Origin of the sequence: Bacillus sp. EB01, from assembly GCF_000613125.1 — a bacterium.
Lineage (GTDB): Bacteria > Bacillota > Bacilli > Bacillales > Cytobacillaceae > Bacillus_D.
In genome coordinates this window covers 4,010,794-4,029,589 of the sequence record NZ_HG964497.1, presented here as the reverse complement: position 1 = coordinate 4,029,589, position 18,796 = coordinate 4,010,794, and the positions used below count along the sequence as shown (strand labels likewise).

Here is an 18,796-nt window from a genome sequence, read left to right as displayed (position 1 = left end):
CCTTTTTAATAATCTAGTATTTTAAGGTGCGAGCCTCCCATGTGCAAGACGGCATAAAATTATTTTCGGAAATCAACAACCGGTGTTTTGAAGTGTTTGCCTGGCCATTTTACTAAGGCTGGGCTTTTTCCATACCTTATATTCTAGTTTTCGGAACTTTTAGAGGAATAACAATCTTTAGGCTAAACGGTGGACAATAGTTGAATTCTTAATATAAAATGAAAGCGCAGTGCATTTTTTGATAGGTTGTTAGGAGGATGGGAAATGAATATCCACGAGTATCAAGGGAAAGAGCTCCTCAGGAAATATGGGGTTACTGTACCTAATGGAAAAGTGGCGTTCACGGTTAAAGAAGCAGTTGATGCTGCGCGTGAATTAGGTTCACAGATTTGTGTTGTTAAAGCACAAATCCATGCTGGCGGCAGGGGAAAAGCCGGCGGCGTCAAAGTGGCCAAAAATCTTGATGAAGTACGTACATATGCCGAAGAAATTCTCGGAAAAACACTTGTCACTCATCAGACTGGACCTGAAGGTAAGGAAGTGAAGCGCCTTTTGATTGAAGAAGGGTGCGACATTAAGAAGGAGTACTATATCGGACTTGTCCTTGACCGAGCTACCTCCAGAGTTGTCTTAATGGCATCAGAAGAAGGCGGCACCGAAATTGAGGAAGTAGCGGAAAAAACTCCAGAAAAGATTTTTAAAGAAGAAATTGACCCGGTAATCGGCCTTCAAGCTTTCCAGGCGCGCCGTATCGCGTTCAATATTAACATCCCTAAGGAATTGGTCAACCAGGCAGTTAAATTCATGATAAGCCTGTATCAGGCTTATATCGAAAAGGATTGCTCCATTGCTGAAATCAATCCGCTTGTTGTAACTGGCGACGGCAAAGTCATGGCGCTCGATGCAAAGCTGAATTTTGACTCCAATGCCCTTTACCGCCAAAAAGACATCCTTGAATTGCGTGACCTCGAAGAAGAGGATCCAAAGGAAATCGAAGCATCCAAGTATGACCTGAGCTACATCGCACTGGATGGCAACATCGGCTGTATGGTCAACGGTGCAGGACTTGCAATGGCTACAATGGATATCGTCAAGCATTATGGCGGAGATCCCGCAAACTTCCTTGATGTTGGGGGCGGCGCGACTGCAGAGAAGGTTACCGAAGCTTTCAAAATTATTTTGTCCGACCCTAAAGTGAAAGGGATTTTTGTCAATATTTTTGGCGGCATCATGAAATGTGATGTCATCGCTACAGGTGTTGTCGAGGCAGCAAAGCAAATCGGCCTTTCCGTGCCGCTAGTTGTTCGCCTTGAAGGAACAAATGTAGAAATCGGCAAACAAATCCTGAGAGATTCCGGCCTTAATATCGTTGCTGCTGAATCAATGGCAGACGGGGCCGAGAAAATCGTTTCATTGGTGAAATAGAAGGGGGTAGCTGTTGTGAGTGTATTTATTAATAAAGATACAAAGGTCATCGTCCAGGGAATTACTGGATCGACTGCGCTTTTCCATACAAAACAAATGCTTGAATATGGCACCAAAATTGTCGGCGGCACTTCTCCTGGCAAAGGCGGCCAGGAAGTTGAAGGCGTTCCTGTTTTCAATACAGTCCGTGAAGCAGTTGAAGCAACTGGTGCGAACGCTTCGGTCATTTATGTTCCAGCTCCGTTTGCCGCAGATGCGATCATAGAGGCGGTCGATGCTGATCTAGACTTAGCCATTTGTATCACAGAGCATATCCCGGTTTTGGATATGGTTAAGGTGAAACGCTACATGGAAGGCAAAAAGACACGGCTTGTTGGGCCAAACTGCCCGGGAGTCATTACTGCGGATGAGTGCAAGATTGGCATTATGCCTGGATACATCCATACAAAGGGCCATGTAGGAGTTGTTTCCCGTTCCGGAACACTAACCTATGAAGCTGTACATCAGCTGACACAGGCTGGAATTGGCCAAACAACAGCAGTCGGCATCGGCGGAGACCCTGTCAATGGCACAAACTTCATTGATTGTTTAAAAGCATTCAATGAGGATCCAGAAACCTACGCAGTCATCATGATTGGTGAAATTGGCGGAACTGCAGAAGAAGAAGCCGCTGAATGGGTAAAAGCGAATATGACTAAACCGGTAGTAGGCTTTATCGGCGGACGTACAGCACCTCCTGGTAAAAGGATGGGACACGCTGGGGCAATCATTTCCGGCGGTAAAGGTACTGCAGATGAAAAAATCCGTGTCATGAATGAATGTGGCATCAAGGTTGCAGATACTCCTGCGGTTATGGGAGAAACTTTGATTGAGGTCCTGAAAGAAAAAGGTCTTTACGAAAAATGTAAGACTCATTAAGCCGTCCAGCTTTTGGAAAAAAGCCCTTCAGCATTGAAGGGCTTTTTCCGGAGCCGGGAAAACGAATTGAAGGGGTTTTTTTAATGGATGAGGTAAGAAAGAAATTAATTGAACTGATTCACGGCCCGGAAACCAGTTGGGTACAAATTGGCCGCCGGATAAAAAATGGACTGCCTCCAGATTTAGTTCAGAGAATTCCCCGTTTGGAGAACCTTCCTGTATTTTCTAAGCAAACAGATTGCTCAACTTCTCTTTTTCTCCCCAAAGATACCCTTTCCGAACGCCTTCGGGAATATCAAGCTAATCACATTTCCATTATTACCATTCTCGATCCTGAGTATCCCGATATTCTTAAGCAAATATATCAGCCGCCATGGGCGCTTTTTGCAATAGGTGATGTATCTATTTTACAAAAAGAGCCTAAACTTGCAGTAGTTGGTTCCCGTGAAGCGACACAATATGGGAAAAATGCAATAAGGCTGCTGTTCCCGAGTTTGATTGACAGAGGAATAGCGATTGTCAGCGGCTTGGCCAAAGGTATAGATACTTGTGCCCACGAATGTGCCATCCGGAACGGAGGCAAAACCATTGCAGTAATAGCTGGAGGATTTTTTCATATCTATCCTGAAGAAAATAGAAAACTAGCAGCAGAAATAATGGATCATCAGCTCATTCTCTCGGAGTACCCTCCAGATACCAAGCCTTCACGGTGGCAATTCCCAATGCGAAACCGGATTATTAGCGGTCTTTCACACGGAACTATTATAATAGAAGCAAAAAGAAAGAGCGGATCTTTGATCACCGCAAATTATGCTTTGAATGAAGGCCGGGAAGTATTTTCTCTTCCTGGAAGTATTTTTAATCCGTTATCTGGAGGGACAAACGACTTAATTCAGCAAGGAGCTAAGCTTGTTACTAACGCGAATGATATAATAGAAGAATTGCGCATATTTTAGAAAATAATGGTAATACCTCTGATTTTTGGAAGTTTTTTTGCTATTTTTATAAAAAAGGTTGAAATTATTTAGAAACTAGTATACATTTTGCAACAGGTGTTAGAAAAAACCGCCTCGTTAGGAGGAAGATTGAATGGCAGAAATTCTTGTCATCGTAGAATCGCCCGCAAAGGCGAAGACAATTGAGCGTTATCTGGGGAAAAAATACAAAGTAAGAGCGTCCATGGGCCATATTCGTGATTTGCCAAAGAGCCAGATGGGTGTTGATAAAGCAGATAATTTTGTTCCAAAATATATTACCATCCGTGGAAAAGGCCCGGTTCTAAAGGAATTGAAGTCGGCTGCAAAAAAGGCGAAGAAAGTTTACCTCGCAGCAGACCCCGACAGGGAAGGGGAAGCCATCGCCTGGCACTTGGCTCATACCCTTGATGTTGATGTGAATTCCGAATGCCGGGTTGTATTCAATGAAATTACCAAAGATGCCATTAAGGAATCATTTAAACATCCAAGGCCGATCAATATGGACCTTGTTGATGCCCAGCAGGCGAGAAGGATTCTTGACCGCCTGGTAGGCTACAATATCAGCCCGTTATTTTGGAAAAAAGTAAAGAAAGGGCTTAGTGCCGGCAGGGTCCAATCCGTAGCTGTAAAGCTGATTATTGACCGTGAAAATGAAATCAAAGAATTTGAGCCAGAGGAATATTGGACACTCAATGCCAGGTTCTTAAAAGGCAATGATTCCTTTGAGGCGGCTTTTTACGGAAAAAACGGCGAAAAGCGTGATCTTCACTCCGAACAGGACGTGAAAGAAATTCTATCAGGAATAAGCGGTGATTCTTTTAAAGTTGAGTCCGTTTCCAAGAAGGAACGAAAACGCAACCCTGCTCCACCTTTTACAACATCATCGCTGCAGCAGGAGGCAGCCCGGAAGTTGAATTTCCGTGCCAAGAAAACGATGATGATCGCTCAGCAATTATATGAGGGAATTGCGATTGGAAAAGAAGGAACAGTCGGTTTGATAACGTATATGAGGACTGATTCAACTCGTATATCTGAAGTTGCCCAGACTGAGACAAGAGAGTATATTGCTTCCCATTACGGTGAAAAATTCCTCCGGGAGGAAGCAACGAAAGAAAAGAAACAGGGAAAAGCGCAGGATGCCCACGAGGCGGTTCGCCCAACGAGTACGTTTAGGGATCCTGCTTCCTTAAAAGAATTTTTATCAAGGGACCAGCTTAGGCTGTACAAATTAATTTGGGATCGTTTCCTTGCCAGCCAGATGGCTTCTGCAATTATGGATACAATGAGTGTTGATTTGGTAAATGGTGATGTTTATTTCCGTGCCACCGGTTCAAAGATAAAGTTTCCTGGATTCATGAAGTTATATGTCGAAGGAACAGATGATCAGGTAGAGGAAACCAATCGGATGCTTCCCGACCTAAGTGAAGGTGATGAGGTTCGGAAAACGGATCTAGATCCGAAACAACACTTTACGCAGCCTCCGCCACGATACACAGAGGCGAGGTTAGTCAAAACTCTTGAGGAACTCGGAATTGGCCGCCCTTCTACGTTTGCTCCAACTTTGGATACGATTCAAAAACGTGGATATGTAGCCCTTGATAACAAGCGATTTGTTCCAACAGAACTCGGTGAAATTGTCAATGAGTTGATGGAGGAATTCTTCCCTGATATTCTCGATGTTGAATTTACAGCTAAGATGGAACAGGACCTTGATGATATCGAGGATGGAAAAGTCAAGTGGGTAAACGTTATAAGTGAATTCTACAAAGACTTTGAAAAGCATCTTGAGAAAGCTGAGAAAGAAATGCAGGAAGTTGAAATTAAAGACGAACCTGCTGGGGAAGATTGTGAAAACTGCGGCAGCCCAATGGTCTTTAAAATGGGACGCTTCGGCAAATTCATGGCTTGCAGCAATTTCCCAGACTGCCGAAATACAAAGGCAATTGTTAAGGAGATTGGAGTTACATGCCCGAAATGCCGCGAGGGTAATGTTATTGAACGCAAAAGTAAGAAAAGGCGAATTTTTTATGGCTGTGACCGGTACCCTGAATGTGACTTCCTATCATGGGACAAACCGCTGCCAAGGAACTGTCCGAAGTGCGATAATGTCCTCGTGGAGAAAAAGCTGAAAAAAGGCGTTCAGGTACAATGTTCCTCCTGTGATTATAAGGAGGAACAGCAAAGCTAGGAGTGGGCAATGGCCCGCTCCTTTATTCTGTTCACAGTATGATGCTAGGTGGACTGCGTTCGTCTTCTAGGTCACTTGCCACTATTCAATCCTATCAATCCAAAAAGGTTTAAATTTTAGATTTTTATTTTGTTAAAGTGATTCCACTCTTCCTTGAGTTGCCAAGTTTATTAGATTAAAAAAGTGGAATACCTTGAGAGAGTATGTGAAACTTTTTACTTACTTTTACGTATTGCTATAATATTAATGTGAAAATAATGAACTCTATATAGGCAAATTGCTTAGTTCTTACTTGTTTTCAATGTTATTCTAATTTGGGCATTAGGGAAAGTTCCGCTAAAGGTAAATCGCTAAAGAAGACAAATAACGTGAAGCGCTGAGGAATATTTGTATTTTCAACAGGAACCATGGTTTAAAAAATATTGTAAATACAAATAAAGTAAGTATCGAGCTTTAATAAAATTTGTTGCCCGTTGTCGGTAGTCAGGAACGTGGACACTGAATCTTTAGGACAAGCTTTATAATATTGTCGGTTTTTAGACATATTTTAGAAGGGGAATCCTATCAAATGAAATTCAGTTTTTTTCACTTGTTATGAAAAAATAGCTGGGCCGCCAACTCTTTCATCCTAGATGCGAAGCTGCAAACCTTTTAAGAAAAATCTCCCCTTTGGCATTATCGGGTAATGCTGTGTATAACAGGAAGGTCATTGCTTTATCAACAATATAAACAATTCAGAAATTTGTGAAAAATTTGTAAAGTTTATTGCAACCGACAATTTGATATGGTACGATTTATAAGGCTGTGCGGGGTGAGATAATTGGGAAATGTGAACGTTTATTTAACGTTATTTCTTGAATATTTACAAATTGAAAAAAACTACTCACAATATACAATTAGCAATTATCACGATGTTGTTATTGAATTTTTCGATACAATGGCCGAGCAGGGTGTTGCTAATGTAGGTGATATACAATACCACGATGCCCGGCTTTTCCTTACGAAGCTTTTTGAAAAGAAACAATCGCGTAAAACAATTGCCAAAAAAATTTCAAGTCTAAGGAGTTTCTATAAATTCCTGCTTAGGGAAAAATTGATTGAGGAAAATCCATTTGCCCTTGTTATTTTACCTAAAGGTGAGAAAAGGCTGCCTGAATTCTTTTATGAAACTGAACTTGAGGTCCTCTTTCGTGAATGTAGTACAGAAACGCCACTTGGGCAACGGAATGCAGCACTCCTTGAACTGTTGTATGCAACCGGTATCCGTGTAAGTGAATGCTGCAGCATTACTTTAAAGGATATAGATTTTTCTTTATCAACAGTCCTGGTAAAGGGCAAGGGAAACAAGGAAAGGTATGTCCCATTTGGTTCAAATGCTTCTGCGGCACTTAAACAATTTATAGTAGATGGAAGGAAGAAGCTTCTTGATGGGAAGCCTAATCAGGAAGCGCTTTTTGTCAATCACAGAGGTGGCCCGCTTACCGCTAGGGGAGTTCGGACGATTCTTGATCGGATGATTGAACAGTCTTCCTTAACTGGTAAAATTCATCCTCATAAATTACGGCACTCCTTTGCGACCCATTTATTGAATAATGGGGCCGATATGAGGACCGTACAGGAACTTTTGGGTCATGCATTTTTATCCTCTACACAGATATATACCCATGTTACCAACGAAGCTTTGAAGAAAACGTATATGGCACACCATCCGAGAGCATAGGCTCGGGTAATTAGGAGGAATTTCCATGTCGCAATTCCATGCAACGACAATATTTGCAATTAAGCATAATGGCAAAGGCGCAATGGCCGGGGATGGCCAGGTTACTTTCGGGAATGCAGTTGTGATGAAACACACAGCCAAAAAAGTCAGAAGGATATTTAATGGTAAGGTGATAGCAGGTTTTGCAGGATCTGTAGCCGATGCATTTACTCTATTTGAGCTGTTTGAAGGGAAACTGGAGGAGTACAACGGAAACCTTCAAAGAGCTGCTGTTGAACTGGCTAAGCTTTGGAGAAGCGATAAAGTGCTTCGCCGCCTAGAGGCAATGCTCATAGTCATGAACGAAGAACACCTTCTTCTCGTAAGTGGCACTGGTGAGGTTATTGAACCTGATGACGGAATTCTGGCGATTGGTTCTGGAGGCAATTATGCACTTGCTGCAGGCCGTTCGTTGAAAAAATTTGCCGGTGAACATATGGAGGCAAAGGAGATTGCAAAAGCAGCCCTGGATGTAGCGGCAGAGATTTGCGTATATACCAATACCAATATCATTGTTGAAGAGCTTTAACGGGAAGGAGAATGCAAAATGCCAAAGGCGCAGAGTTTAACCCCCCGCCAAATTGTTGAGAGGCTGGACCAGTACATAATCGGCCAGAAGGATGCTAAAAAAGCTGTAGCAGTTGCATTGAGGAACAGGTATCGCAGAGAATTGCTCGATGAAAACATTCGTGATGAAATCATCCCTAAGAATATATTAATGATTGGGCCAACAGGTGTTGGTAAGACTGAAATTGCTCGTAGAATAGCCAAGCTTACCGGTGCGCCATTCATTAAAGTGGAAGCGACAAAATTCACCGAGGTAGGCTATGTGGGCCGGGATGTTGAGTCAATGGTCAGGGACCTTGTTGAAACAGCTGTAAGGCTTGTCAAGGAAGAGAAAATGCAAAAGGTAAGGCCGAGGGCGGAAGAAAACGCCAATCGCCGCCTCGTTGAACTGCTTGTTCCTTCCGCAAAGAAGCAGGCGAATTATAAGAATCCGCTTGAAATGCTATTCGGCGGCGGAAATGCCCAGCCGGAGCCGGATACAACTTCAACTGAAGATTATTCACTTCAGGAGCGCAGGTCGTCCATACGCGAAAGGCTTGCAAAAGGCGAACTGGAGCAGGAATATGTAACCGTTGAAGTGGATGAACAAATGCCATCGATGTTTGATATGCTTCAAGGCTCTGGAATGGAGCAAATGGGAATGAATATGCAGGATGCGCTCTCGAATCTCATGCCTAAGAAACGGAAGAAGCGAAAGCTTACAGTAAGGGAAGCAAGGATCGTTCTTACAAATGAGGAAGCCGCAAAGCTGATTGATATGGATGAAGTAACACAGGATGCTGTAAGGCGGGCAGAGCAGACTGGTATAATTTTTATCGATGAAATCGACAAGATTGCCAGCAAAAACACTGGAGGCTCATCTGCGGATGTGTCACGGGAGGGTGTACAAAGAGATATCCTGCCGATTGTTGAAGGCTCCACTATCGTTACTAAATACGGCTCTGTAAAAACAGATCATGTCTTATTTATTGCTGCAGGTGCCTTCCATATGGCAAAACCTTCCGATTTAATTCCCGAGCTGCAAGGCCGGTTCCCTATCAGGGTCGAACTGACAAAACTGACAGTCGATGATTTTTATCGGATCCTTGTTGAACCTGATAATGCCTTAATTAAGCAATACAATGCATTATTGCAAACAGAAGGTATAGAAATTGAATTTTCTGACGAAGCTATTCGCAAGGTTGCCGAAGTGGCATTTGAAGTGAACCAGAATACAGATAATATCGGAGCGAGAAGGCTGCATACGATTCTTGAAAAGCTCCTCGAGGATCTATCCTTTGAAGCGCCGGATATTAATCTGGAAAAAATCGTTATCACCCCTCAATACGTGGAAGAAAAGCTTGGGGCTATTTCCCGGAATAAGGATTTAAGCCAATTCATCCTTTAGCACCAATGCCGTTTTAATGCATGGTGTGAAGGGTAGGGTAAATTGACAGAATCACTCATAATCATTTATAGTAATGGACGCAGTTAATAGGAGGAATAAGAATGAATTTGTTAGGAAAAACGAGAAAAATTAATGCCCTGCTTCAAAAAGCGGCAGGCAAGCCAGTGAATTTTAAGGAAATGTCGGAAACGTTGAGCGATATTATTGAAGCAAATGTCTTCGTCGTCAGCCGCCGAGGCAAGCTGCTTGGTTTTGCAATCAACCAACAGATTGAAAATGAGCGAATGAAGAAAATGCTTGAAGACCGTCAATTTCCTGAAGAATATACCCAAGGTCTATTTAACGTAAAAGAGACTTCTTCCAATCTGGATGTCGAAAGTGAATACACTGTCTTCCCCGTTGAAAATAAGGACCTTTTCCGTGAAGGGCTAACAACAATCGTTCCGATTATTGGCGGAGGCGAACGCCTTGGCACTTTGCTATTAGGCAGGCTTCATGATGAATTCCATGATGATGACCTAATTCTTGCTGAATATGGGGCAACAGTTGTCGGTATGGAAATCCTTCGTGAAAAATCAGAAGAAATCGAAGAAGAAGCAAGAAGCAAAGCCGTTGTCCAGATGGCCATTAGTTCCTTGTCTTATAGTGAACTTGAGGCAATCGAACACATTTTTGAGGAATTGAACGGAAACGAAGGCCTTCTTGTTGCTTCGAAAATTGCTGACCGTGTAGGCATTACACGTTCTGTGATTGTCAATGCGCTGAGGAAGCTCGAAAGCGCGGGCGTCATTGAATCCCGTTCCCTTGGAATGAAAGGTACGTATATCAAGGTTCTCAATAACAAGTTCCTTGTTGAACTGGATAAGCTGCGTTCAAACTAAACATTATGGTTTTTAAACCTGTCTGCCTAGCAGGCAGGTTTTTGTTTTACTTAGGTCACTCAGTCAAACAGGGAAGGCTTTCGTTTGTAGTTTGTTATTTTTAAAAGTTAATTCTTGATTGTGTCGGCTGCTTATGCTATATTGTTACATGGTGTTAATCACACACGCCTTTTGATTCTAGCGGATGGTGCTGTAAAGTCAGTTCCCGTATGAAAATGATAGAGGCGGAGGAAAACAAACCATTAGGAGGAAACACACATGTCAGTAATTTCTATGAAGCAACTGCTTGAAGCTGGTGTACACTTCGGTCACCAGACACGCCGTTGGAACCCTAAGATGAAGAAATATATCTTCACTGAGAGGAACGGCATCTACATCATCGACCTTCAAAAGACAGTTAAGAAGGTAGAGGAAGCTTACAACTTTGTTAAGGAGCTTGCTGGCCAAGGCGGCACTATGCTGTTCGTTGGTACAAAGAAACAAGCTCAAGATTCTGTTAGAGATGAAGCAATCCGTTCCGGAATGTACTTTGTTAACCAACGCTGGTTGGGTGGAACACTTACAAACTTCGAAACAATCCAAAAGCGTATCGCACGCCTTAAAGATATCGAAAGAATGTCTGAAGACGGCACTTTCGATGTTCTTCCTAAGAAAGAAGTCGTTCAATTGAAAAAAGAGCAAGAGCGTCTTGAAAAGTTCCTAGGCGGTATCAAGGACATGAAGACCCTTCCAGATGCATTGTTCATCATCGACCCTCGTAAAGAGCGTATCGCTGTTGCTGAAGCTCGCAAATTGAACATCCCTATCGTTGGTATCGTTGATACAAACTGTGATCCAGACGAAATCGATGTTGTTATCCCTGCGAACGATGATGCGATTCGTGCTGTTAAGCTTTTGACTGGCAAAATGGCTGATGCGATCCTTGAAGCAAAACAAGGTGAAGAAACAGCAGTTCCAGCAGAACAAGCATAAGCTCGAACATTCAAGATTAAATAAAAAGGTGATAAGAGGGAACACCCTTTATCACCTTTTTTTAAGAAGAAGCGGAAGTAGCCGTTTAGCGGCGTATGGCCTCCTCGAAAAAGCTATCGCTTTTTCTTCGTGCGATGCTTATGCTGCCGAAGCGTTTCTTGTGGAGGGCCTCGACATGAGATAAAGGAAACACGAAGAGCGCAAGCGATTCGATGTTGACTTATCGTAGTAAGGGGACCGAAGGACACTAGACGCTGGCTACTGGAGCTGGATAAGAAGAAGCGGAAGTAGCCGTTTAGCTGGTGTATGACTAAACATTGTATGCCAAAAAGGTTTACAATACCCCAGTCTGGCTATGATAATACAGTAGTAATCTGATATTAGACAGCTTGAATGGACAAGAACCTTATGTACATAGATTAAAGGAGGAAATAACCAATGGCAGTTACAGCTCAAATGGTTAAAGAATTGCGTGAAAAAACTGGTGCAGGTATGTTGGACTGCAAAAAGGCATTAACAGAAACGAATGGTGACATGGAAAAAGCGATCGATTTTCTTCGCGAGAAAGGGATTGCCAAAGCTGCTAAGAAGGGTGATCGTATTGCAGCTGAAGGTCTTACTTCCATCAAAGTTGAAGGAAACGAAGCTGTTATCTTTGAAGTAAACGCTGAAACTGACTTTGTTGCTAAAAACGAAGGGTTCCAAACTCTTGTTCAAGAGCTTGGTCACCACCTTCTTAAAAACAAGCCTGCAACTGTTGAGGAAGCTGCTGGCCAAACAATGGAAAGCGGCGTATCCGTTGAAGAACATATCAACGCTGCTATCGCCAAAATCGGTGAGAAACTTTCTCTTCGACGCTTCCAAATTGTTACAAAGAATGATGCTGATGCTTTCGGCGCATACCTTCATATGGGCGGACGCATATCCGTTCTTACAGTTTTGGAAGGTACAACAGATGAAGCGGTTGCGAAAGATGTATCCATGCATATCGCTGCATTGAACCCTAAATACGTTTCCCGTGACCAAGTGTCTGCGGAAGAAGTACAGCGTGAGCGTGAAGTTCTTACTCAACAGGCGCTTAACGAAGGAAAGCCTGAAAACATCGTAGCAAAAATGGTTGAAGGCCGCCTTGGCAAATACTTTGAAGATGTTTGCCTTCTTGATCAGACTTTTGTTAAGAATCCAGACCAAAAAGTACGCCAATATGTAGAATCTAAAGGTGCAACTGTACGTGAATTCATCCGCTTCGAAGTTGGCGAAGGTATCCAGAAGCGTGAAGATAATTTTGCTGAAGAAGTAATGAACCAAGTAAATAAAAAATAAGTATGAAGCGGTATGTCTGTCCAGCAACATTGCCGGGCTATGACGCTGTTTTTGAAAAAGCTCTAACAAGATAGGGAACACACCGTGTTCCCTATTTTTAAAGAGAAAACCAATAAGGAGCTTGGATATTGCAGCTAACAGCCGGTAAATAGGCTTACTATGGCCTCATTCTTATACTGGAGGTTTTTATGAGTAATCCCAAATATAAACGTGTCGTCTTGAAATTGAGTGGAGAAGCCCTTGCCGGGGAGGCTGGATTCGGAATAAACCCTGCAGTCATCAAATCAATTGCCGAACAAGTGAAGGAAGTTGCTGAACTTGACGTGGAAGTTGCAGTTGTAGTTGGCGGCGGAAATATCTGGAGAGGTAAAATCGGTGAGGAAATGGGTATGGACCGGGCAACAGCTGATTATATGGGGATGCTTGCAACTGTGATGAATTCTCTGGCACTCCAGGACAGCCTGGAGCAGATTGGAATTGAAACCAGAGTTCAAACGTCGATTGAAATGCGCCAGGTAGCTGAGCCTTATATTCGCCGCCGGGCCATCCGCCATTTAGAAAAAACCAGGGTTGTCATTTTTGCAGCGGGCACAGGAAATCCATATTTTTCAACTGATACAACCGCAGCGCTTCGAGCTGCAGAAATTGAAGCAGATGTCATCCTGATGGCAAAGAATAATGTTGACGGTGTATATTCTGCTGATCCAAGATTGGATCTCAATGCTACAAAGTATGAGCAGTTGACTTACCTCGACGTTATCAAAGAAGGTCTTGCAGTAATGGATTCAACAGCGTCCTCCCTATGCATGGATAATAATATTCCTTTGATTGTGTTTTCAATTATGGAAAAAGGAAATATCAAACGTGCGGTCATGGGAGAAAAAATCGGAACAATTGTTAGGGGGAAATAAACATGCCAAATCAGGTTCTTAGCAATGCAAAAGAAAAAATGACCAAAGCCATTCAGGCCTACACTAGGGAGCTTGCGAACATCAGAGCTGGCCGAGCAAGTGCGTCTCTTCTTGATAGAATTAGTGTCGATTACTATGGTGCTCCGACTCCTGTTAACCAGCTTGCTGGAATTAGCACACCTGAAGCTAGGCTGCTTGTGATTCAGCCATACGACAAGTCTATACTTGGCGAAATCGAAAAGGCCATCCTAAAATCGGATCTTGGGCTTAACCCTACAAACGACGGTTCCATTATCCGGATTGCAATTCCTCAGCTAACAGAGGAACGCAGGAAAGAACTTGTCAAGGTTGTTAAAAAAGAGTCAGAAGAAGCAAAGGTTGCAGTTAGAAATATCCGCCGCGATGCAAATGACGAGCTGAAAAAGCTTGAAAAAAATGGTGATATCACTGAGGATGCACTACGTGGATATTCTGACGATATGCAAAAGCTGACTGACGACCATATCAGCAAAATTGATCAAATTACCAAAGACAAAGAAAAGGAAATACTGGAAGTTTAATTCCATGACTGGCAATGATGCCGGGAAAAACCCCTTCCCAGGGGTTTTTTTCACTTATACGAGTTGAGTGGAAGTAAGATAGGCGATAATTCGTTTTTTAACACTTTACTACAGTAGTAAAGGCAGGAAGCTAAATGAGAGCCTGAAGGGAATTATTAACTTTTTCTTTGTACTGGATTCAACTCACAAGTTAAAACTACACTTTTTGGTGATGGTGCTATTTTTAAACGGGATATCTTCTTGCGTTTTTGGTATGATAGAAGCATGCTTAAAATATACATAAAAAGAAAATGAGTCATACCTCACATAGCGAGGCTTTCATGGGGTTTCAAAGGAAAATAATCTATCGCTTTGCATATAAGTGAAAGTTGGCTTTGATTATCCTCCGATTGCACTCTAGCAATTTTCTTGAAACCCGGGTCCAAGGCTTATAGGAAATAGACTGCCTTGATATCCATCCCTGTTCCCTTTATTCGGAGGGGAAACATTGAACTGGAGGAGCACGATATGCTTAATAAAATAAAAAATTGGAAGTCTGTGAATGCCCCTTCCTCTCTCCGAGACAGGATTGACCAGGTGAAACAAAATGGGGTACCGTCCCATGTTGCGATTATAATGGATGGGAATGGGCGCTGGGCAAAGAAGAGGGCTTTGCCGCGAGTTGCCGGCCATCACGAAGGAATGAAGGTTGTTCGTAAAATAACCAGACTTGCCAATGAACTAACTATTGGATCTTTGACCCTTTACGCATTTTCAACAGAAAATTGGAAAAGACCAAAAAACGAAGTAGATTACCTCATGCAGCTTCCTGAAGAATTCTTAGGTTCATTTCTTCCGGAACTGGTTGAGCAAAACGTTAGGGTCCAAATGATAGGGGCCAGGGAAGGCTTGCCATCCCACACTTTAAAGGCGATTGACAAAGCAATTGCCGACACAAAGGACAATACTGGCATAATCCTGAATTTTGCTCTTAATTACGGCAGTAGGGCTGAAATCCTCGATGCTGTTAAGAAAGTAATAAAAGATTGTCAGAGTGGTACAATGAATGAAAACGGCCTAACTGAAGAAGTTTTTTCTACGTATCTTATGACTGCAAACATGGAGGATCCTGATTTACTTATCAGAACTAGCGGTGAAATCCGGCTAAGCAATTTTATGCTTTGGCAGTTGGCGTACACTGAATTTTGGTTTACCGATGTTTTGTGGCCGGATTTTGGCGAAGAACATTTCCTTAATGCTGTGGAAGCTTATCAAAACCGCCATAGAAGGTTCGGCGGGATTAACGGGCAATCATAAATTCAAAATTTATCAACCTAATCTGAAGTATTATTTTATTTTTAAAGGAGGAAAGGCAATTCCTCCCCTCCTTTGTGCATGAGTACAGGCAGGGGAACTTGCCTAAGAATTCATGAAGCAAAGAATTATAACAGCTATTATTGCTGCAGGGCTTTTTTTGCCAATTGTCATCATAGGCGGCATTCCCTTAACTATATTGGCATACCTGCTAGCCAGTGTCGGTCTTTATGAACTGGTTAAAATGAAGAAAATCGATCTTGTATCTTTTCCTGGAATACTATCCCTACTTACATTGTGGGTTTTGCTTCTTCCGGACCGCTTCGATGGAATGTTGGACTCTTTAAGCCTTGAGAAGCAGGAGATTGGCATTCTGGTTATGCTGCTGCTTCTTACCTATACTGTGGCATCCAAAAACCGCTTTACATTTGATGATGCGTCATTTATGGCGATGGCGGTTGTCTATGTTTGGGCGGGTTTTTACTTTTTTGTTGAAACACGCGAACTTGGCGGACTTCCTTGGGTATTCTATTCATTATTCATCATCTGGGCAACTGATTCAGGCGCTTATTTTATCGGAAAAGCAATTGGCAAGAGGAAGTTATGGCCTGAGATAAGCCCTAATAAAACAATAGAAGGCTCTTTGGGCGGTGTCGTTTGTGCATTGGTTGTCGCGATTTTATTTGCCATGTTTACTGATGTGGGACAGGATTCTATGCTAAAATTGCTTGTAATAACCGCATTGTTATCTATTTTTGGACAACTTGGGGACCTGGCAGAATCTGCATTCAAGCGGAATTACGGGGTCAAGGACTCCGGAAATATCCTGCCTGGCCATGGGGGCATCCTTGACAGGTTCGATAGCTTGTTATTTGTATGGCCGCTGATTCATTTATTCCAGTTGTTGTAAATGGACTGTTTGCCGCGTTATAAAAAGGAAAGTTATTGTCAAATGAAGGATAGAATCAGTCTAGCAAAGGCGTCATGCCATCATGGCCATGGGGTGCTATTATTTACACCTAAGTGTAATGAGGGGATTCCGGGCGCTTTCCGCTTTTTTTAGGAGATGTTTGCTTTATGAAAAATATAAGTATTCTGGGTGCCACCGGCTCAATTGGTATTCAGACCTTGGATATAATTAGGGAGCATAGTGATTCGTTCAAACTGACTTCTTTCTCGGCAGGAAGAAATATTGATTTAGCCAGGAAAATTATTATAGAATTTAAGCCAGTTCTTGTCTCCATGCAGGAGAAGCAGGATGCTGACCGCCTGAAGGACGAATTTACTGGCATCACTTTTTTCCATGGCGCGGAAGGACTTGAAAGAATCGCGACGGATGAGCTGGCTGACATCCTGGTAAATGCCGTTATGGGCAGTGTGGGCTTAAAGCCTACACTTGAGGCGATTCAAAGTGGCAAAACCATTGCTCTCGCCAATAAAGAAACGCTTGTCACCGCAGGACATCTGGTTATTTCTGCGGCTGAGAAGAAAGGTGTCTCCCTGCTCCCGGTGGATAGTGAGCATTCAGCCATTTTTCAGGCATTGCAGGGTGAGCAAGCCAAGAATATCGAAAGGTTGATCATCACTGCTTCTGGGGGGAGTTTCCGGGATCGGACCAGGGAAGAGCTTCAGGATGTATCCGTTGAGGATGCCTTGAACCATCCAAATTGGTCTATGGGTGCGAAAATAACGATCGATTCGGCAACAATGATGAATAAAGGCCTTGAGGTCATTGAGGCCCATTGGCTTTTCTCGCTACCCTATGAGCAGATAGATGTTCTTCTTCACCGTGAAAGCATTATCCATTCGATGGTTGAATTCCATGACTCCAGCATTATTGCCCAGCTTGGAAGCCCGGATATGCGAGTGCCAATCCAATACGCCCTTACTTATCCGGACAGGCTTCCACTTCCTCAGGCAAAAAGGCTTAACCTTGCGGAGGTTGGCAGGCTGCATTTTCAGGAAATGGACTTTAAACGGTATCGCTGCCTACAGTTTGCCTATGATGCAGGTAAGGCGGGAGGAACAGCTCCAACAGTACTGAATGCCGCTAATGAAGAGGCGGTCGCAGCATTCCTTGGCGGGAAAATCCGATTTCTTGAGATTGAATCGTTTATTGAAAAGGCTCTGGAAGCCCATCAACTTGAGCTTAATCCTGATCTTGAAACAATTCTGTTTGCTGATTCCGAGGCGAGGAAATATGTTCGCTCCCTGCTGGAATTATAAGTTTCAAGGTTAAGACATCCCGTGAGTTTAAAAGGAACTAAGACAAAAGTAAACCTTTGACTTGCGTATTTTTTTAAAAAAGGTGGTATTCCATTTGACTACAGTCATTGCCTTTATCGTCATATTCGGGGCGCTCGTTTTCTTCCACGAATTAGGGCACTTTATTTTTGCCAAAAGGGCTGGTATCCTTTGCCGTGAATTCGCAATCGGCATGGGGCCAAAGGTATTTACGCATAAAAAAGGAGAAACAGTCTATACGATCCGGCTTTTGCCTATTGGAGGCTTTGTCAGGATGGCTGGGGAAGATCCTGAAACAGTTGAAATTAAGCCAGGGTACAGAATTGGCCTCTTGACCGGCAAGGATGGGAAGGTTGAAAAAATAATCCTGAACAATAAGGATAAATACCCGGATGCACGAATTATAGAGGTTGAGCATGCTGACCTCGAAAGGACCCTTGTGCTGAAGGGCTATCCTGAAGATGAAGAGGATACCTTAAGGACATTCGTAGTGAGTCCGGAAGCAGTTACGGTTGAAAATGGGGTTGAAAACCAAATCGCACCATATAACCGCCAATTCAACTCCAAGACGCTTGGCCAAAGAGCTATGGCAATTTTTGCGGGCCCAATGATGAATTTCATTTTGGCTTTCGTTGTGTTCTTATTGCTTGGCATCCTCCAGGGTGTTCCATCAAATGAACCGAAGCTTGGTGATATTACTCCAAATGGTGCTGCGATTGAAGCGGGATTGAAAAAGGGGGACATTGTCCATTCAATCTCTGGGTCGGAAATTTCAGAATGGATTGATGTTGTTGAGATTGTCCGAAAGAATCCTGAAAAGGAACTTCAATTTGTCATTGAAAGGGACGGGAAAGAGCAGGAAGTTACCGTAACTCCTAAAGCCCAGGAAGCTGATGGCCAAAAGTTTGGACTAATCGGGGTATACAGCCCGGTTGAAAAATCCCCGCTGAAGGCAGTAACCTTTGGATTCGAGCAGACCGTCACATGGACAAAGGAAATCTTTATTATGCTAGGGAAATTGGTTACAGGACAATTTTCAATTGATGCGTTGAGTGGACCTGTCGGAATTTATGTTTCGACGGATGAGGTGGCACAGTCTGGTATATATAACTTAATGCGATGGGCGGCTATTCTTAGCATTAACCTCGGGATCATGAATCTTCTTCCTTTGCCAGCACTAGATGGTGGTAGATTGTTATTCTTTGCGATTGAAGCTGTGAGAGGAAAGCCTGTCGACAGGCAAAAGGAAGGGATGGTTCATTTCATTGGCTTTGCCTTGCTGATGCTGTTAATGCTTGTTGTAACCTGGAACGACATACAAAGGTTTTTCTTATAACCTAGGCGCTGGAGCTAGACGGAACAAAAGCGGAAGCGCCTCGTGACAGGCGAAG

General features: G+C 43.0%; 16 protein-coding genes. All 16 read left to right on the top strand.

What is annotated here, in order from left to right:
• The first annotated feature begins 264 nt into the window (after positions 1 to 264).
• The 16 genes from sucC to rseP all read left to right on the top strand — a co-directional run bounded on the left by sucC (position 265) and on the right by rseP (position 18,741).
• A complete protein-coding gene (gene sucC / locus TY16_RS18795) occupies positions 265 to 1,425 on the top strand; it encodes an ADP-forming succinate--CoA ligase subunit beta (RefSeq protein WP_043933340.1) in 1,161 nt (386 codons plus the stop codon).
• A 15-nt stretch (positions 1,426 to 1,440) separates the two neighbouring features.
• Positions 1,441 to 2,343, top strand: a complete 903-nt coding sequence (gene sucD / locus TY16_RS18790; RefSeq protein ID WP_043933339.1) for a succinate--CoA ligase subunit alpha — start codon at positions 1,441 to 1,443, stop codon at positions 2,341 to 2,343.
• Positions 2,344 to 2,426: 83 nt separating this feature from the next.
• On the top strand, positions 2,427 to 3,299 hold the full coding sequence (dprA, locus tag TY16_RS18785; protein ID WP_043933338.1) for a DNA-processing protein DprA: 873 nt from the start codon (positions 2,427 to 2,429) through the stop codon (positions 3,297 to 3,299).
• 133 nt (positions 3,300 to 3,432) lie between these two features.
• Positions 3,433 to 5,508: a type I DNA topoisomerase gene (gene topA, locus TY16_RS18780; RefSeq protein ID WP_043933337.1), complete on the top strand. Its 2,076-nt coding sequence runs from the start codon at positions 3,433 to 3,435 to the stop codon at positions 5,506 to 5,508.
• Between the two features lie 820 nt (positions 5,509 to 6,328).
• Positions 6,329 to 7,228 (top strand): tyrosine recombinase XerC, encoded by a 900-nt coding sequence (gene xerC, locus TY16_RS18775; protein WP_043933336.1) that lies wholly within the window; start codon positions 6,329 to 6,331, stop codon positions 7,226 to 7,228.
• 25 nt (positions 7,229 to 7,253) lie between these two features.
• Positions 7,254 to 7,796 carry an ATP-dependent protease subunit HslV gene (gene hslV / locus TY16_RS18770; protein WP_043933335.1) on the top strand — a complete coding sequence of 181 codons (543 nt, stop codon included), beginning with the start codon at positions 7,254 to 7,256 and terminating at the stop codon, positions 7,794 to 7,796.
• Between the two features lie 18 nt (positions 7,797 to 7,814).
• Positions 7,815 to 9,221, top strand: a complete 1,407-nt coding sequence (hslU, locus tag TY16_RS18765; protein ID WP_043933334.1) for an HslU--HslV peptidase ATPase subunit — start codon at positions 7,815 to 7,817, stop codon at positions 9,219 to 9,221.
• A 101-nt stretch (positions 9,222 to 9,322) separates the two neighbouring features.
• Positions 9,323 to 10,102 carry a GTP-sensing pleiotropic transcriptional regulator CodY gene (gene codY / locus TY16_RS18760; protein WP_043933333.1) on the top strand — a complete coding sequence of 260 codons (780 nt, stop codon included), beginning with the start codon at positions 9,323 to 9,325 and terminating at the stop codon, positions 10,100 to 10,102.
• Between the two features lie 258 nt (positions 10,103 to 10,360).
• Complete coding sequence (gene rpsB, locus TY16_RS18755) at positions 10,361 to 11,074, top strand: 30S ribosomal protein S2 (RefSeq protein WP_043933332.1); 714 nt, start codon at positions 10,361 to 10,363, stop codon at positions 11,072 to 11,074.
• A gap of 438 nt (positions 11,075 to 11,512) precedes the next feature.
• A complete protein-coding gene (gene tsf / locus TY16_RS18750; RefSeq protein WP_043933331.1) occupies positions 11,513 to 12,397 on the top strand; it encodes a translation elongation factor Ts in 885 nt (294 codons plus the stop codon).
• Positions 12,398 to 12,585: 188 nt separating this feature from the next.
• The gene (gene pyrH / locus TY16_RS18745; protein ID WP_043933330.1) at positions 12,586 to 13,308 is read left to right on the top strand and encodes a UMP kinase; all 723 of its coding nucleotides are present in this window, start codon (positions 12,586 to 12,588) and stop codon (positions 13,306 to 13,308) included.
• A gap of 2 nt (positions 13,309 to 13,310) precedes the next feature.
• Positions 13,311 to 13,868 carry a ribosome recycling factor gene (frr, locus tag TY16_RS18740; RefSeq protein WP_043933329.1) on the top strand — a complete coding sequence of 186 codons (558 nt, stop codon included), beginning with the start codon at positions 13,311 to 13,313 and terminating at the stop codon, positions 13,866 to 13,868.
• 507 nt (positions 13,869 to 14,375) lie between these two features.
• Positions 14,376 to 15,164, top strand: a complete 789-nt coding sequence (locus TY16_RS18735) for an isoprenyl transferase (protein ID WP_043933328.1) — start codon at positions 14,376 to 14,378, stop codon at positions 15,162 to 15,164.
• A gap of 112 nt (positions 15,165 to 15,276) precedes the next feature.
• A complete protein-coding gene (locus TY16_RS18730) occupies positions 15,277 to 16,071 on the top strand; it encodes a phosphatidate cytidylyltransferase (RefSeq protein ID WP_043933327.1) in 795 nt (264 codons plus the stop codon).
• A gap of 167 nt (positions 16,072 to 16,238) precedes the next feature.
• Positions 16,239 to 17,387: a 1-deoxy-D-xylulose-5-phosphate reductoisomerase gene (gene dxr / locus TY16_RS18725; protein WP_043933326.1), complete on the top strand. Its 1,149-nt coding sequence runs from the start codon at positions 16,239 to 16,241 to the stop codon at positions 17,385 to 17,387.
• 94 nt (positions 17,388 to 17,481) lie between these two features.
• Positions 17,482 to 18,741, top strand: coding sequence for an RIP metalloprotease RseP (rseP, locus tag TY16_RS18720; protein ID WP_043933325.1), 1,260 nt, complete (start codon positions 17,482 to 17,484; stop codon positions 18,739 to 18,741).
• The last annotated feature ends 55 nt before the right edge of the window (positions 18,742 to 18,796 follow it).